General features: G+C 33.3%; 16 protein-coding genes. 13 read left to right on the top strand and 3 right to left on the bottom strand.

Going from position 1 to position 15,049, the window contains the following annotated elements:
* Window positions 1-454: 454 nt before the first annotated feature.
* From ACM591_RS12290 to ACM591_RS12275, 4 genes are all read left to right on the top strand, one after another.
* Window positions 455-1,111, top strand: coding sequence for a uracil-DNA glycosylase (locus ACM591_RS12290; RefSeq protein WP_029377831.1), 657 nt, complete (start codon window positions 455-457; stop codon window positions 1,109-1,111).
* 3 nt (window positions 1,112-1,114) lie between these two features.
* Window positions 1,115-1,480 carry a DUF5327 family protein gene (locus ACM591_RS12285; RefSeq protein WP_029377830.1) on the top strand — a complete coding sequence of 122 codons (366 nt, stop codon included), beginning with the start codon at window positions 1,115-1,117 and terminating at the stop codon, window positions 1,478-1,480.
* Between the two features lie 26 nt (window positions 1,481-1,506).
* Window positions 1,507-1,869, top strand: coding sequence for a DUF423 domain-containing protein (locus ACM591_RS12280; RefSeq protein ID WP_326026832.1), 363 nt, complete (start codon window positions 1,507-1,509; stop codon window positions 1,867-1,869).
* A 63-nt stretch (window positions 1,870-1,932) separates the two neighbouring features.
* Window positions 1,933-3,420, top strand: coding sequence for an APC family permease (locus ACM591_RS12275; RefSeq protein WP_029377828.1), 1,488 nt, complete (start codon window positions 1,933-1,935; stop codon window positions 3,418-3,420).
* Between the two features lie 113 nt (window positions 3,421-3,533).
* Here the strand turns inward: ACM591_RS12275 and ACM591_RS12270 are convergent, their stop codons facing one another.
* The 3 genes from ACM591_RS12270 to hemQ all read right to left on the bottom strand — a co-directional run bounded on the left by ACM591_RS12270 (window position 3,534) and on the right by hemQ (window position 6,000).
* Complete coding sequence (locus ACM591_RS12270) at window positions 3,534-3,986, bottom strand: threonine/serine exporter family protein (RefSeq protein ID WP_029377827.1); 453 nt, start codon at window positions 3,984-3,986, stop codon at window positions 3,534-3,536.
* An 11-nt stretch (window positions 3,987-3,997) separates the two neighbouring features.
* On the bottom strand, window positions 3,998-4,768 hold the full coding sequence (locus tag ACM591_RS12265) for a threonine/serine exporter family protein (RefSeq protein ID WP_326026831.1): 771 nt from the start codon (window positions 4,766-4,768) through the stop codon (window positions 3,998-4,000).
* Between the two features lie 482 nt (window positions 4,769-5,250).
* Entirely contained in the window at window positions 5,251-6,000 is a 750-nt protein-coding gene (gene hemQ, locus ACM591_RS12260) for a hydrogen peroxide-dependent heme synthase (RefSeq protein WP_029377825.1), read from the bottom strand.
* A 172-nt stretch (window positions 6,001-6,172) separates the two neighbouring features.
* Here hemQ and pta point away from each other — a divergent pair, with 172 nt between their 5' ends.
* From pta to ACM591_RS12215, 9 genes are all read left to right on the top strand, one after another.
* A complete protein-coding gene (gene pta / locus ACM591_RS12255; RefSeq protein ID WP_029377824.1) occupies window positions 6,173-7,159 on the top strand; it encodes a phosphate acetyltransferase in 987 nt (328 codons plus the stop codon).
* On the top strand, window positions 7,159-7,995 hold the full coding sequence (locus ACM591_RS12250) for a lipoate--protein ligase family protein (protein WP_029377823.1): 837 nt from the start codon (window positions 7,159-7,161) through the stop codon (window positions 7,993-7,995). The genes pta and ACM591_RS12250 overlap by 1 nt, the downstream gene beginning before the upstream one ends.
* A gap of 617 nt (window positions 7,996-8,612) precedes the next feature.
* Entirely contained in the window at window positions 8,613-9,536 is a 924-nt protein-coding gene (gene mvk / locus ACM591_RS12245; RefSeq protein ID WP_029377822.1) for a mevalonate kinase, read from the top strand.
* A gap of 5 nt (window positions 9,537-9,541) precedes the next feature.
* Entirely contained in the window at window positions 9,542-10,525 is a 984-nt protein-coding gene (gene mvaD / locus ACM591_RS12240; RefSeq protein WP_029377821.1) for a diphosphomevalonate decarboxylase, read from the top strand.
* Between the two features lie 12 nt (window positions 10,526-10,537).
* Window positions 10,538-11,614, top strand: coding sequence for a phosphomevalonate kinase (locus tag ACM591_RS12235; protein WP_029377820.1), 1,077 nt, complete (start codon window positions 10,538-10,540; stop codon window positions 11,612-11,614).
* A gap of 250 nt (window positions 11,615-11,864) precedes the next feature.
* On the top strand, window positions 11,865-12,206 hold the full coding sequence (locus tag ACM591_RS12230) for a DUF1450 domain-containing protein (RefSeq protein WP_029377819.1): 342 nt from the start codon (window positions 11,865-11,867) through the stop codon (window positions 12,204-12,206).
* Window positions 12,207-12,621: 415 nt separating this feature from the next.
* Complete coding sequence (locus ACM591_RS12225; RefSeq protein WP_081224861.1) at window positions 12,622-13,557, top strand: aldo/keto reductase; 936 nt, start codon at window positions 12,622-12,624, stop codon at window positions 13,555-13,557.
* Window positions 13,558-13,819: 262 nt separating this feature from the next.
* Complete coding sequence (locus ACM591_RS12220) at window positions 13,820-14,359, top strand: flavodoxin family protein (protein ID WP_029377817.1); 540 nt, start codon at window positions 13,820-13,822, stop codon at window positions 14,357-14,359.
* 195 nt (window positions 14,360-14,554) lie between these two features.
* Window positions 14,555-15,034, top strand: coding sequence for a GNAT family N-acetyltransferase (locus ACM591_RS12215; protein WP_029377816.1), 480 nt, complete (start codon window positions 14,555-14,557; stop codon window positions 15,032-15,034).
* Window positions 15,035-15,049 lie beyond the last annotated feature (15 nt).

The following is a 15,049-nucleotide window of genomic DNA, read 5'->3' as shown; positions in this document are numbered from 1 at the left end:
TGTTGTTGAATAAGGCTTTGAGAAGGTTGCAAAGGTTTTAATAGTATTTATATTAGTAAAAGTCATTAAATTAATAAACGAAGTAAGCACTTGAGCATAGGCTCATGTGTAAGAACCACTCATTTTGCAAAAGCAAAAAAGTGTTTAGTATCTCGTTACCGAGATAGATGAGAGAGGATCACCTGAGCAAGGCTCATGTGTAAGAACCACTCATTTTGCAAAAGCAAAAAAGTGTTTAGCATCTCGTTACCGAGATAGATGAGAGAGGATCACCTGAGCATAGGCTCATGTGTAAGACCCACTCATTTTGCAAAAGCAAAAAAGTGTTTAATATCTCGTTACCGAGATAGATGAGAGAGGATCACCTGAGCATAGGCTCATGTGTAAGAACCACTAATTTTGCTAAAGCAAAAAAGTGGTTCTTTATGTTACTATATGAATGAGGTGAGACGATATGGAATGGTCGGATGTTTTTCATGATATAACTACGCGACATGACTTTACTGCTATGCATGATTTTTTAGAAAAAGAATATACTACTGAAGTGGTGTATCCAGATAAGGAAAATATTTATCAGGCGTTTGACTTAACTCCTTTTGAACAAGTGAAAGTGGTTATATTAGGCCAAGATCCTTATCATGGACCAAATCAAGCACATGGATTAGCCTTTTCAGTACAACCAGATGCTAAGTTTCCTCCTTCTTTGCGAAATATGTATAAAGAACTTGAAGATGATATCGGTTGTGTAAGACAATCTCCACATTTACAGGATTGGGCGCGTGAGGGTGTCTTATTGTTAAATACTGTTTTGACGGTTCGCCAAGGGGAAGCGCATTCTCATAAAAATATTGGTTGGGAAGTCTTTACTGATGAAGTGATAAAAGCGGTATCTGAACAATTGAAAAATGTCGTGTTTATTTTATGGGGGAAACCCGCGCAACAGAAAATTAAGCTGATAGACACTACGAAACACCATATTATTCAGTCTCCACATCCGAGTCCGTTGTCAGCATATCGTGGGTTCTTTGGATCAAAACCGTATTCTCTGACAAATAAATATTTACAAGCAAATGGCATTCAACCAGTGAATTGGTGTGAGAGTGAGGATTAATACATGGAAAAAGAAAAGATTATTCAATTGATTGAACAGGAGCTAGTCCAAGCGGACGAAGCTCAAAGTAATACTGATTTTGAAAAGCATATATATGCGATTCATACATTAACATCATTAGTTACTGAAACTCGTTCTAATAAACAACGATATAGTGACAATAGTTTTAATGTATCATCTTCTTTTAAATCATCAACAGTACAACAGGGAAATACTAAATCGAATATTTCTGAAAATGAAATCAGAGCGATGGGTGGAAAAGTTCCAAATAGTTCCAATCAGAATGTAACGACCGACACAGGATTAAATTCTAATAAATTGGTTACTGATGATGAAATAGGAAATGGCGACTCAATCTTTGATTTTTAAATAATGGAAGGATGGAAATTAACATGATGAAAGTGTTTATTATTTTAGGCGCACTTAATGCAATGATGGCAGTAGGTACAGGTGCTTTTGGTGCACATGGATTAGAAAATAAGCTATCAGAAAAATACTTGTCAATTTGGAAAAAGGCGACAACTTATCAGATGTATCATGGTCTAGGATTATTAGCGATAGGTATCATTAGTGGTACTACATCGATGAATGTCAATTGGGCAGGTTGGTTACTATTCTTTGGTATTATATTTTTCAGTGGTTCATTATATATTTTAGCTTTAACTCAAATTCGCATATTAGGCGCGGTTACACCAATTGGCGGTGTGCTATTTATTGCTGGCTGGCTAATGTTAGTTATAGCAACGATTAAATTATAAATTTATAATTGTTATAGAATTCATCTTATGGGTATAATACACTCCATGAGGTGAATTTTATTTATGAGTCAAAATGAAAAACAGATAGATAGAGGAGATTTAAAACAGAATTTATCTGAGAAGTTTGTATGGGCAATCGCCTATGGATCGTGTATCGGTTGGGGGGCATTCATATTACCTGGTGACTGGATAGGTCAATCAGGCCCAATTTCTGCTGCGATAGGTATTGTAATCGGTGCATTACTAATGATACTCATTGCGGTAAGTTACGGTGCATTAGTAGAACGTTTTCCTGTTTCGGGCGGAGCCTTTGCATTTAGCTTTTTAGGATTTGGGAGATACGTGAGTTTCTTCTCATCCTGGTTCTTAACATTTGGGTATATTTGTGTGGTTGCATTAAATGCCACAGCATTTAGTTTATTAATTAAATTTTTACTACCTGATATTTTAGAAACTGGTAAATTATATACGATAGCAGGATGGGATGTGTATATCACTGAAATTCTGATTGCTTCATTATTATTAATTGTCTTTATGTTTATAGCAATTAAAGGTGCAAGTGTTTCAGGGTCTCTACAATACTATTTCTGTGTAGCAATGGTTATTACAATAATATTATTATTTTTTGGTTCTTTTTTTGGTAATAACTTTTCTTTTGAAAATTTACAACCATTAACTAATGAAAGTAAGGGATGGTTTACTTCCATCATAATGATTGTGGCAATTGCTCCATGGGCTTATGTTGGATTTGATAATATACCACAGACAGCTGAAGAATTTGATTTTTCGCCTAATAAAACATTCAAACTTATTGTATATAGTTTATTAGCTGCTGCATTTACCTATGTATTGATGATATTATACACTAGTTGGTTAAGCACTTCAGCGACGAGTTTAAATGGAAACTTATGGTTAACAGGTGCTGTAACACAAGAAGCCTTTGGCTATATTGGTTTAGCAGTGTTAGCAATTGCTATTATTATGGGGATTTTCACTGGATTAAATGGCTTCTTAATGAGCTCAAGTCGCTTGTTATTCTCTATGGGCCGTTCAGGTATTATGCCATCAGTATTTAGTAAGTTGCATAATAGATATAAAACACCCTATATTGCAATTATCTTCTTAGTTGCGATTACGTTAATTGCACCGTGGTTAGGTCGTACGGCATTGACTTGGATTGTCGATATGTCGTCAACAGGAGTATCTATTGCATACTTTATTACTTGTCTGTCAGCTGCTAGGTTATTTAGTTTTAATAAATCTAGCAATACGTACAGTCCTGTTTATAAAATATTAGCAATCTTAGGCTCAATCGTATCATTTATTTTCTTATTATTATTATTAGTTCCTGGTTCACCAGCGTCATTATCTGGACCTTCATATATTGCTTTAGGTGGTTGGTTAGTGATTGGTTTAATCTTCTTTATAGTTCGCTATCCAAAACTGAAGCGTATGGACAACGATAAATTAAGTAGATTGATTTTAAATCGTTCAGAAGATGATGTGGTAGATCTAATAAATGAACATAAGTCAGAAAAAGCGAATCAATAGTTATTACTTCTCGTAAAAATATGTAGTTAGCATGTAATAGTAAAAATTTAATTATATAAAAAGAAGGACAGTATACCATGTACTGTCCTTCTTTTATGTGTCTATTGTAGTGATCATACACGTTTTTTACGTATTTTTGCTCCGGAAACGATTAGTTTAGCTATTTGATCAGCAAAGAGCAGCCCTAAAGCTATTGCACCAGCTATAAGTGTGACTTCTAACATTGTATTTATAGCTTTACTGAACTCTAACAGTACCAGATTCTTAGTTGCATCAAAAGCTAGCCCTCCTGGAACTAATGGAATTATCCCTGGAATCATAAAGATAATAACGGGTTCTTTTTTAACGCGAGCCATGATATGACTTAAACAGCCTAAAGCAAGGCTTCCAAAGAAACTAGAGTAAATCGTGTGAGCAGATAAGCCATCATAAAATAAAATATAAACCATCCAACCACAAGATCCAACAAGTCCGACAATGTTATATAGACGTTTAGGAACATCAAATATTACACCGAAAAAGAGGGAAGCGGTATAGCTAAATATAAAATTTAATATCCAAAACATAGACATAACTCCTAAAAAATAATTAGTATTGTGCTAACGCCAGCTCCGATACCAAAAGCTGTGACAAGCGCTTCTAATGATTTAGTGGTAAACATCAACATATGTCCACCGAACAAATCTTGAATGGCATTTGTGATTAATACACCAGGTACAATCGGCATAACTGCGGCAATTATAATAGTGGCGATAGAACCACCTGGAATGAGATGATGTCCTATAATTGTAGTTAAGCCAATTACTAACGCCCCCATAAATTCAGGAATAAATTGAGCGTGCAATTTTTGATGTAATAATTCTACTACGATATAGCCTAAAGACCCAGCTACTAAAGCGGTAAAAACATCTATTAAATAACCACCTTGTAAATATAAAAAGCTGATTGAAATAATTGCGGCAGCTATAAATTTGTAAAAAAGATAATAGTTTTGAATGCTTTGTTCATTGTATATTTTTTGTAATTCTTGAAATGCGTCTTCTAAAGAGATGTCGCCAAGTGCCAGTCGCCTAGAAATGCCATTTGTTCTTGAAATGCGAAGTAGGTTTGTGTCTCGTGTTTTAATTCTAAAAATCCTTGGATAAGATTCATTATGTAGCATAAAATTGATGACAGTATTCGTAACAAAACTATTGCTCTCTTTATAGCCTAGAGTAAAAGCCATCCTTGTCATCGTATCCTCTACGCGTGAACCTTCTGCGCCTGATTCTAATAGAATTCTTCCTGCGAGCATAATAACATCTTTTGCCATTTTTTCATCATAGCTCTCGATTGTTTGATTATAAATTGTCATTTTAATCACCAAATAAAAATGTATTTAACCAACACTATTGAACCGTACTCATAGCGTGGGAATAAGTTATTGAATTAATAATTTTTATTGTAACACTTTATTATTACATTTTGTTATAAGAATCGCTCTGAACTTGTTATATAAGGGGGGGTTATGTATTTTGCACAATCTTTCTAATGCGCTTATGTTTCAAATGTTTCAAATAGGTTAAAATAGTATTAGTTAACTGTTACAGACATATATTGAGTAGCGACAATATAAACAGTTAATATTTAAATTAAGTAGTGACTAAAGTTCTCCCAAACACACTACAATAAATTGAGCGCTGGGGCATAACCCTTGTCTCAAAATTAAAAGACCTCGTCATTAGTTAATCTAGTGACGAGATCTTTTTTAATCATAATGTGTATTTATTAAAATGAGTTAGTAGCATTTACGCAAATTAGTTCTCATTCTGTTCTTCTTATTTCATATATTTATAATGAAAAAAGGTCTTGTAAACTTTCTTTCTTAACAATGTGTCCTACATAGAAACTACCGAAGTCACCATAGCGTGCTGTCGTTTCATCAAATCTCATTTCAGAGACGATTTTTTTGAATTGTAATGGATCATCTGCAAATAAGGTTACACCCCATTCAAAGTCATCGAATCCCATTGAGCCAGTAATAAATTGTTTGATTTTTCCAGCGTATTGACGACCGATTTTGCCGTGTGCATACATAAGCTCTTGGCGTTCTTCAAGTGGTAACATGTACCAGTTGTATGTTTCGTTACGACGTTTATCCATTGGATAGAAACAGATATATTCAGAATGTGGTAATTCAGGGAATAATCTTGGTTTAATATGAGGATTTTCGTAAGGATCTTCATCAGATTTTCCTGCAAGATAATTTCCTAATTCAATGATAGAAACATATGAATATGTTGGGATTAAGAAATCAGTGATTTTTAATTTGTTAAATTCATTTTCAAAGGCATTTAAGTCTTTCATTTCTGGACGTAATGCCCATAAAAGAATATCTGCTTTTTGACCTGTTATATTATAAAATGCATGGTCACCAGTATTATTTGCGCGTGCTGATTCATGTTTGTCTAAAAACGATTGTAACTCTTGTACGAGATTTTGACGTTCTTCATTCGGCACTAAACGTAGGCTTGACCAATCAATCGCATATAATAAATGTAAACTGTACCATCCATCTAATGTTTCTGGTGCTTGTGGCATTTAAATCTCTCCTTTTATGAAAATTTCTATGTCTTCACTACAAAATTTTACCATAAAGGAAGTGTTAAAACATAAGTAAATGATTACAAATTGGTGACATGGAATTCTAAGAAAAAATAACGTATAATGGTATTCGTAAAATAAAAAGAATTGAAAATTTGAGGAGGCCCTTATGTCTTTATTAGATGTATTACAAGAAAAACTTTCAGGAAAAAACGTGAAAATAGTCTTACCTGAAGGGGAAGATGAACGAGTACTAACAGCGGCAACACAATTACAAGGGACAGACTATGTGACACCTGTAGTATTAGGTAATGAAACAAATGTTAAAGCTTTAGCTAATGACAAAGGTTTAGATATTGCTAATTTAGAAATCATTGATCCAGAAACAAGTGAATTAAAGCAAGAATTAGTAACTGCTTTTGTTGAACGTCGTAAAGGTAAAGCAACAGAAGAACAAGCACAAGAAATGTTGAAAAATGTTAACTATTTCGGAACAATGCTTGTTTATACTGGTAAAGCAGAAGGACTTGTTAGTGGTGCTGCTCATTCTACTGGAGATACTGTGCGCCCAGCATTACAAATTATCAAAACAAAACCTGGTGTATCTAAAACTTCAGGAATCTTCTTTATGATTAAAGACGACCAGCAATATATTTTTGGTGATTGTGCAATTAACCCTACACTTGAAGCACAAGATTTAGCTGAAATTGCAGTTGAAAGTGCTAAATCTGCTAAAAGTTTCGGAATGTCACCACGCGTTGCAATGTTAAGTTTCTCAACAAAAGGATCTGCTAAATCAGATGATGTTGAGAAAGTCTCAAACGCTGTAGACATGGCTCAAGAGAAAATTAAAGCTGACAATATTGAAGACGTTGTTGTTGATGGTGAATTCCAATTTGACGCAGCAATTGTACCAGAAGTTGCGAAGAAAAAAGCGCCAGACGCTAAAATTCAAGGCGATGCAAATGTATTCGTATTCCCAAGTTTAGAAGCTGGAAATATAGGCTATAAAATTGCTCAACGTCTTGGTGGATTTGATGCAGTCGGTCCAGTATTACAAGGTCTTAATTCACCAGTAAATGATTTATCACGTGGTTGTTCAATAGAAGACGTATATAATCTGTCAATCATTACTGCTGCGCAGTCATTACAATAATGGATTTAGCAAGCAAATATTTTAATGCCGCTGATTGGCGTTATATAGATCATTCTTCAGGTTTGGCGCCTATGCAATCATTTGCATTTGATGATACTTTTTCTGAAAGTGTAGGAAAAGATTTATCATGTAGTGTTGTTCGTACATGGGTACATCAACACACTGTAATACTAGGTATTCATGATTCAAGGTTACCTTATTTGCAAGATGGTATACGTTATCTTACAGAAGAGCGTGGTTATAATGCGATTGTTAGAAACTCGGGTGGACTAGGTGTGGTCTTAGATCAAGGTGTGCTAAATATATCATTAATTTTTAAAGGGAAACATGATATAACAATTGATGAAGCTTTTTCTGTAATGTATTTATTAATTGCTAAAATGTTTGAAGATGAAGATGTTGAAATAGCGACACATGAAATCACAAGGTCATACTGCCCAGGTAAATTTGACTTGAGTATTAATGGTAAAAAGTTTGCCGGTATTTCACAAAGACGTGTTCGTGGTGGTATTGCTGTTCAAATTTACCTTTGTGTAGAAGGCGACGGCAGTGAAAGAGCTGAGATGATGCAGTCATTTTATGAACGTGCATTAAAAGGTGAAGAAACTAAGTTTACTTACCCCAATATTGAACCATCTTGTATGGCATCTTTAGAAACGCTATTAAATAAGAAGATAACAGTCCAAGATGTGATGTTCCAATTGTTGTATGCAATCAAAGATTTAGGTGGGCGCTTGAACATGGAGCCAATCACTGATGAAGAGTGGCAATTATATGAAGGTTATTTTGAAAAAATGATAGAGCGTAATGCTAAAATCAATCAAACAATGAATTAGATTAGAGTGAGGCTAGTATGGGTACTTAAAGGTTAAGTATGCATACTAGTCTTTTTTTATTTTGTTAAATTAAATAAGATTTATAGCAATAGATTTTTAAATCTGTTGAATTATAGAAATGAAATAAGTAATATAGTGAAAGTATGGTTAAAAAACAAATAATTAATAAATTTGGCTATTTTCAATGTAAGTTTTTGAATATATGGCCTAGGCGTTTTATAATGAGTAAGTATGAAGATGAATTAGCATCTGGTATTAATTTTTGTGATGATCATTTATAGGTCTTTATGATAATGAGGACAGGTTTAGTTTATAGAATTTGATAAACTATGACCAGAGTCGTATGGCATTATATAGAATTTGTGAGATAATATAAAATGATGTTTGCAAAAATAATGAAAATGTTTAATGCTAATGAATTTTATCTGAATTTAAAAAATCGCATACTTAAATACGACTTCTTTTTCATTATTAATAAAATGAAAACAAAAGATTTCCTTGGAAATATAATTTAAGTGATGAATGCATTTTTATGGGATAAAAGAATAGAAGCCTGAACTGTACAAATAAGTACATATAAATACAATTTAAAGAAAATACTAAAGGTGATTGAAAATATGGCACAACAAGGATACGGGGAAGCGAATGGTAAGGTAATATTAATTGGTGAACATGCTGTAACATTTGGTGAACCAGCAATTGCAATTCCATTCACGACTGGTAAAGTAAAAGCAAAAATTGAATCTTTGAAGGAAACAAGCGTTTCTTTTATCAAAAGTGAAGTATTTGAAGGTGAATTAAGTAAGGCACCTGAACATTTGAAAGCAGTAATTACAAGATTTATTGAAAAATATAGTATTAAAACGCCTATAAAAGTGTCGATTGATACAAACTTACCACCTTCTAGAGGATTAGGTTCTAGTGCTGCTATGGCAGTGGCTTTTGTGCGTGCAAGCTTTGATTATCTTAAAAAACCGTTATCCGATGCACTATTAATTGAGGAAGCGAATTGGGCTGAGCGTATTGCGCACGGTAAACCAAGCGGTATTGATACACAAACTATTGTTTCCAATAAGCCTGTGTGGTTTCAACAAGGACAAGTACAAACTTTAAAGCCATTAGATTTAAACGGCTATATGGTTGTTATCGATACAGGCGTTCGTGGTTCTACGAAACAAGCAGTAGAAGATGTACATAATTTATGTAAAGAAGATCATAAATATCTGCAAAATGTAAAGCATATTGGTAAACTTGTACATGAAGCAAGTGAGTCAATTGAACACCATGATTTCAAACAATTAGCCTCTGTATTCAATTTATGTCAGGAGAATTTGAGAACATTAACTGTAAGTCATGAGAAGATTGAAGAAATACTAGAAAAAAGTAAGCAACAAGGTGCTATTGCTGGTAAGTTAACTGGTGGTGGTAGAGGTGGTAGTATGATTGTACTAGCAACTGATTTAGAAATAGCAGAGAACATCGCTAAATGTGCAACAGATTTAGGTGCACATCATACGTGGATTGAATACTTAGGAGGGTAATGAGGTTGGTCAATAGTGGTAAAGCACGTGCGCATACAAACATTGCACTGATTAAATATTGGGGGAAGGCTGATGAAACTTATATTATTCCGATGAATAATAGCCTTTCTGTAACATTAGATCGTTTTTATACTGAAACAAAAGTTACTTTTGATGAGAGTTATACTAAAGATACGCTTATTTTAAATGGTGAAGTAGTTGAAGAAAACGAAGCCATTAAGATAAGTAAATTTATGGATATCGTCAGAGAAATAGGTGGTACATCTGCACATGCATATATTGAAAGTGACAATTATGTACCAACTGCTGCAGGGCTAGCTTCCTCAGCAAGTGCGTATGCCGCATTAGCAGCTGCGTGTGACAAGGCTTTAAATCTTGGATTAACGGGTAAAGCATTATCTAGGTTAGCTCGTAGAGGTTCTGGATCAGCATCAAGAAGTATCTACGGTGGCTTTGTAGAATGGGAAAAAGGTCATGATGATGAAACATCATACAGTTTTCCTGTTGAAGCAGACAATTGGGAAAATGACTTAGCAATGATATTTGTAGTAATCAATAATAAATCTAAAAAAGTATCTAGTCGTGCTGGTATGTCACATACACGCGATACATCTCGATTTTATCAATATTGGTTGGATCATGTAGATGAAGATATATCAGCAGTTAAACATGCGATAAATCAAAAAGACTTTAAGCAACTAGGTGAAGTTATAGAGGCAAATGGTTTACGTATGCATGCAACGAACTTAGGGGCACAACCACCATTTACATATATGGTAGATGATAGTTATCTTGTAATGGATATCGTACATCAATGTCGTGAAGCGGGTTATCCTTGTTACTTTACAATGGATGCTGGTCCTAATGTGAAAATTTTAGTTGAAAAGAAAAATCAACAAGCAGTAATAGATGCCTTACATAAATCATTTGACGAAGCACAAATCATTGCGAGTGATATTATAGGCACAGGCGTTGAAATTATTGAGTAAGGAAGAGATAAAATGATTCAAGTCAAAGCACCAGGTAAGCTATATATTGCAGGTGAATATGCTGTTACTGAACCTGGATATAAATCTGTATTAATTGCAGTAGATCGATTTGTAACAGCTACTATTGAAGATTCTAGTGCTTCTCAAGGCACAATACATTCAAAAACATTACACCATGAACCTGTGACTTTCCAAAGACGTGAAGATAGAATCGTTGTTTCAGATGTACATGCTGCTAAACAATTGAAGTATGTCATTACTGCGATTGAAGTATTTGAGCAGTATGTTCGCAGTAACAATATTAGTTTAAAGCATTTTAATTTAACGATAGATAGTAATCTGGACGATGCTAATGGTCATAAGTATGGGTTAGGATCTAGTGCAGCTGTGCTCGTTTCAGTTGTAAAAGTATTAAATGAATTTTATGAGACACATTTATCCAATCTCTATATTTATAAATTAGCCGTGATTGCTAATATGAAATTACAAAGTTTAAGTTCTTGTGGAGACATTGCTGTAAGTATTTATACAGGATGGCTAGCATATAGTACATTTGATCATGAGTGGGTTTCACAACAAATAGAGGACACTTCGGTCAATGAAGTATTAAATAAAAACTGGCCAGGCCTACATATTGAACCGTTGCAGCCTCCTGAAAATATGGAAGTGCTAATTGGTTGGACAGGCTCTCCTGCGTCATCACATCATCTTGTTAGTGAAGTTAAACGCTTAAAATCAGACCCTACATTTTACGGGAAATTCTTAGAGCGTTCACATTTATGTGTAGAAAAACTGATTCATGCCTTCAAAACAAATCACATTAAAGGCGTACAGCAAATGATTCGTACAAACCGTGAAATCATTCAATCGATGGATAAAGAGGCAACGATTGATATTGAGACAGCGCATTTAAAAGTTTTATGTTCTATAGCCGAAAAATACGGTGGTGCAGCTAAAACATCAGGCGCAGGCGGTGGTGATTGTGGTATTACAATTATCGACAATAAAGTGAAGAAAAAATTAATTTATCAAGAATGGTTAGATAATGAAGTGAAACCACTTGAATTTAATATTTATCATGGTCAATAAATAATGAATATTAGAGCGAATGCAGTATTTTAATCCGAATAAGAGGATTAAAGTGCTGTTTTTTTAAAGCATGAAATTAAGAACTTGAAATTTTTATTAAAAAGGGTAAAATAATTAGAGTTGTAAATGGAAAGTGACATAGAATAAAAATGTTGCATGAGATATATGTAATCTTAAATGAGATAAAATTAATGCTATTATAAATTATTTGGATATGTGGAAGTCAATGATAAGGAAGGTGAGGGTATAGTTGCAAAATAAATTTCTGATTTGTGATGATTGCCAAGCTGTAAATTGCAAAACTTTAGAAAAAAAGTTGACTAAATTAGACCCTGACGCTGAAATTGAAATCGGTTGTCAGTCATATTGTGGCCCAGGCCGACGTAAAACGTTTGCTTTTGTTAATAATCGTCCGTTAGCGGCACTCTCAGAAGATGAGCTCATGGAAAAAGTAGTAAAACAACTACAAAAACCAAGAGATCCTGAAGAAGAAGAACGTTTGAGAAAACGTAATGAAGAGCGTAAACGTCGTAAAGAAGAGCAAGATAGAAAGCTTAAAGAGAAATTAGCGAAACGGAAAAGTACGCAATAAGTTACACGAGTTTATAAAGTAATTACATAAAACGGATTTAGCATATTAAAAAATAAAGAGTAAAAGGAATACCCTAAAAGTTAGAATTAAACTTCTGGCTTTAGGGTGTTTTTATGGATAAATTTTAAAAATTATTTAAACCATAATTATTATTTGAGATGACTTGATATTAATGAATTACAAAATTAAGTTGTTTAATAAGCAAATTTATTTAATTTCACAATGATATCGTGCTAAATTTGAAATAGATTAAATTATCATATTTCTCATTATTAAAATTGTTTAAAATGGGTAAAGAAGAATGTGAATCATTATTCTCATTATTTAAAATAGTAACTGATTATAAATGACAAATCTAAGTAACAAGCGTACTAATAAAGTGAATTTTAAAATTTTTGCGAAGGAGTTGGTAATATTGACTAAAAAAGTACAAATTGGAAAATCAGATGTTAAAGTAAATCCAATAGCTTTTGGAGCTAATGCTGTAGGTGGGCATAATTTATATAATGACCTGGATGAAGAACAAGGTATGGAAACAGTACGTACTGCAATTAGAAATGGCATAACATTGATTGATACAGCGTTTATCTATGGGCCAAAGCGTTCTGAAGAATTAATAGGAGAAACTATAAAAGAATTCACACGTGAAGAGTATGCTATTGCTACAAAAGGCGCACATTATTTTGATGATGATAACAATGTTAAAATGTCAAATGATCCTGCATTTTTAAAGGATCAAGTTGAACAAAGTTTAAAACGCCTGCAATTAGATTATATAGATGTTTATTATATACATTTCCCAGATGATAACACGCCGAAGGATGAAGCGGTTGCTGCTTTAAAAGAACTTAAAGATGAAGGTAAAATTAAAGCGATTGGTGTGTCTAATTTTAATTTAGAGCAACTAAAAGAAGCTAATAAAGATGGCTATGTAGATGTTGTACAAATGGAATATAATTTACTAAACCGTGAAAATGAACATATTTTTAATTACACAAGCGAAAATAATATTACATTTATTCCGTATTTCCCACTAGTTTCAGGTTTATTAGCTGGAAAATATAATGAAAACACAACGTTTGATGATCTTCGTGCAAAAAATCCTGAATTTCAAGGAGAAAGATATAAAGAGAACTTAGCTAAAGTTGATCAATTACGTGGTATTGCTGATAATCATAGAGTAGATGTAGCACACATTGTATTGGCATTCTATTTAACTAGACCTTCTTTAGATATTGTTATACCTGGTGCAAAACGCCCAAACCAAGTAGTTGATAATTTAACGACATTAGATGTGAAATTGACTGAAGACGAAATTAATAAAATAGAAGAATTATTTCCTGTGAAATAATAAATACAATAAGACAAGCTAGAATTTAGTTTGTCTTATTTTTATATTTATAACTTTATTTCTAAAAATATACATTTATAATATAGGTTAAGGTTCTGATTTTGAGCAAATAATTTAATTTTTCAATCTATTTTCATTAAACTGTTTATAAACTAGACTTTTTAGTGTAGGATTATTAATTAAGTTTAGAACAAATATGAAATTGTATATTTATAATTTTTCATGTGATGTATTTTTAAATTAGTAGTAGAAGGAGATTATTATGATTACAGTGTTATTCGGGGGCAGTCGACCAGATGGAAATACTGCATATTTAACTAAGATGGCCGTAGCTGGGTATGACTACGAATGGATAGACTTAACAGAACATCAATTAAATCCTGTGAGAGACGTAAGACACGATAATACCACTATAGAATCATACGAAGATGATTACAAAACAATTATAGATAAAGTGTTAGCAAGTGATACAGTTATTATTGCTTCACCGATATATTGGTATAGCTTATCAGCATCAATGAAAGCGTTCATTGATCATTGGTCTGAAACGTTGATGGATCCAAGATATAAAGACTTTAAAGCAAAAATGGCAGAAAAGGATTTTAGATTGATTATTGTGGGTGGAGATTGCCCTAAAGTCAAAGCTAAACCTTGTATTACACAAGTTAAATATAGTTTGGAATTTTTAGGCGCGAGCTTATCAGGCTATATTATAGGTACAGCAGAAAGACCTGGAGATATAGAAAAAGATGTATACGCATTAACACGTGCCCAAGAGTGGCAACAGACATTACAGCATTAATAAATATATAATCAATAGTTTAAGCCCGGGACATAATTACGTGTCTCGGACTTTTTAATCACATAAGCAATAGATGAGCGAAATGAAAATGCGCTTATAACAAACTATTTGTATCAAGCTAGATAAAGTATTTTGAATACAAATATTATGTTATAATGTAGCTATTATTACCTATCTAAATAGGGGGAGAGCGTCATGCAAGAAATTAGAAGAGCAACACCCGATGATGTTGTAGGCATCAGAGATGTAGCAACGAAAGCTTGGTATAACACTTATTTGAATATTTACGCAGCTAAAACGGTCAATGAGCTATTAGCTGCTTCATATAATGGTCAACACTTACTTAAACGATTAGAAGATCAATTATTCTTGGTCGTAGAAGAAGATAATGAGATTATTGGTTTTGCAACATTCATATATGGCGCGGAATTATTTTTATCTGCACATTATGTGAGGCCATCGTGGCAACACCGTGGTTATGGTTCGAAATTGTTGACTGAAGGATTGAGTTATTTTGAAGGTGAATATGACGAAGTCTTTTTGGAAGTCGATAATAAAAATGATGAAGCAGTGTCATTTTATGAGCAAAAAGGCTTTGAAAGACTCCGTTCATACACGCATGTAATGTATGGAGAAGCAATGGATTTGGCATTAATGCGTAAAACATTAAAATAAGCTGCGCAGCATAGA

The organism is Staphylococcus sp. Ze2 (assembly GCF_048568365.1).
In the GTDB taxonomy this organism is placed as follows: Bacteria; Bacillota; Bacilli; order Staphylococcales; family Staphylococcaceae; genus Staphylococcus; species Staphylococcus xylosus.
This window is presented reverse-complemented; position numbering and strand designations above follow the sequence as displayed.

What these genes read in the sequence shown, in the direction of transcription:
- ACM591_RS12280 (WP_326026832.1), top strand. Translation starts at nt 1,507, where the DNA reads ATGAAAGTGTTTATTATTTTAGGCGCACTTAATGCAATGATGGCAGTA.
- ACM591_RS12285 (WP_029377830.1), top strand. Translation starts at nt 1,115, where the DNA reads ATGGAAAAAGAAAAGATTATTCAATTGATTGAACAGGAGCTAGTCCAA.
- ACM591_RS12270 (WP_029377827.1), bottom strand. Translation starts at nt 3,986, where the DNA reads ATGTTTTGGATATTAAATTTTATATTTAGCTATACCGCTTCCCTCTTT.
- hemQ (WP_029377825.1), bottom strand. Translation starts at nt 6,000, where the DNA reads ATGCCACAAGCACCAGAAACATTAGATGGATGGTACAGTTTACATTTA.
- ACM591_RS12290 (WP_029377831.1), top strand. Translation starts at nt 455, where the DNA reads ATGGAATGGTCGGATGTTTTTCATGATATAACTACGCGACATGACTTT.
- ACM591_RS12250 (WP_029377823.1), top strand. Translation starts at nt 7,159, where the DNA reads ATGGATTTAGCAAGCAAATATTTTAATGCCGCTGATTGGCGTTATATA.
- ACM591_RS12275 (WP_029377828.1), top strand. Translation starts at nt 1,933, where the DNA reads ATGAGTCAAAATGAAAAACAGATAGATAGAGGAGATTTAAAACAGAAT.
- pta (WP_029377824.1), top strand. Translation starts at nt 6,173, where the DNA reads ATGTCTTTATTAGATGTATTACAAGAAAAACTTTCAGGAAAAAACGTG.
- ACM591_RS12220 (WP_029377817.1), top strand. Translation starts at nt 13,820, where the DNA reads ATGATTACAGTGTTATTCGGGGGCAGTCGACCAGATGGAAATACTGCA.
- ACM591_RS12215 (WP_029377816.1), top strand. Translation starts at nt 14,555, where the DNA reads ATGCAAGAAATTAGAAGAGCAACACCCGATGATGTTGTAGGCATCAGA.
- ACM591_RS12235 (WP_029377820.1), top strand. Translation starts at nt 10,538, where the DNA reads ATGATTCAAGTCAAAGCACCAGGTAAGCTATATATTGCAGGTGAATAT.
- mvk (WP_029377822.1), top strand. Translation starts at nt 8,613, where the DNA reads ATGGCACAACAAGGATACGGGGAAGCGAATGGTAAGGTAATATTAATT.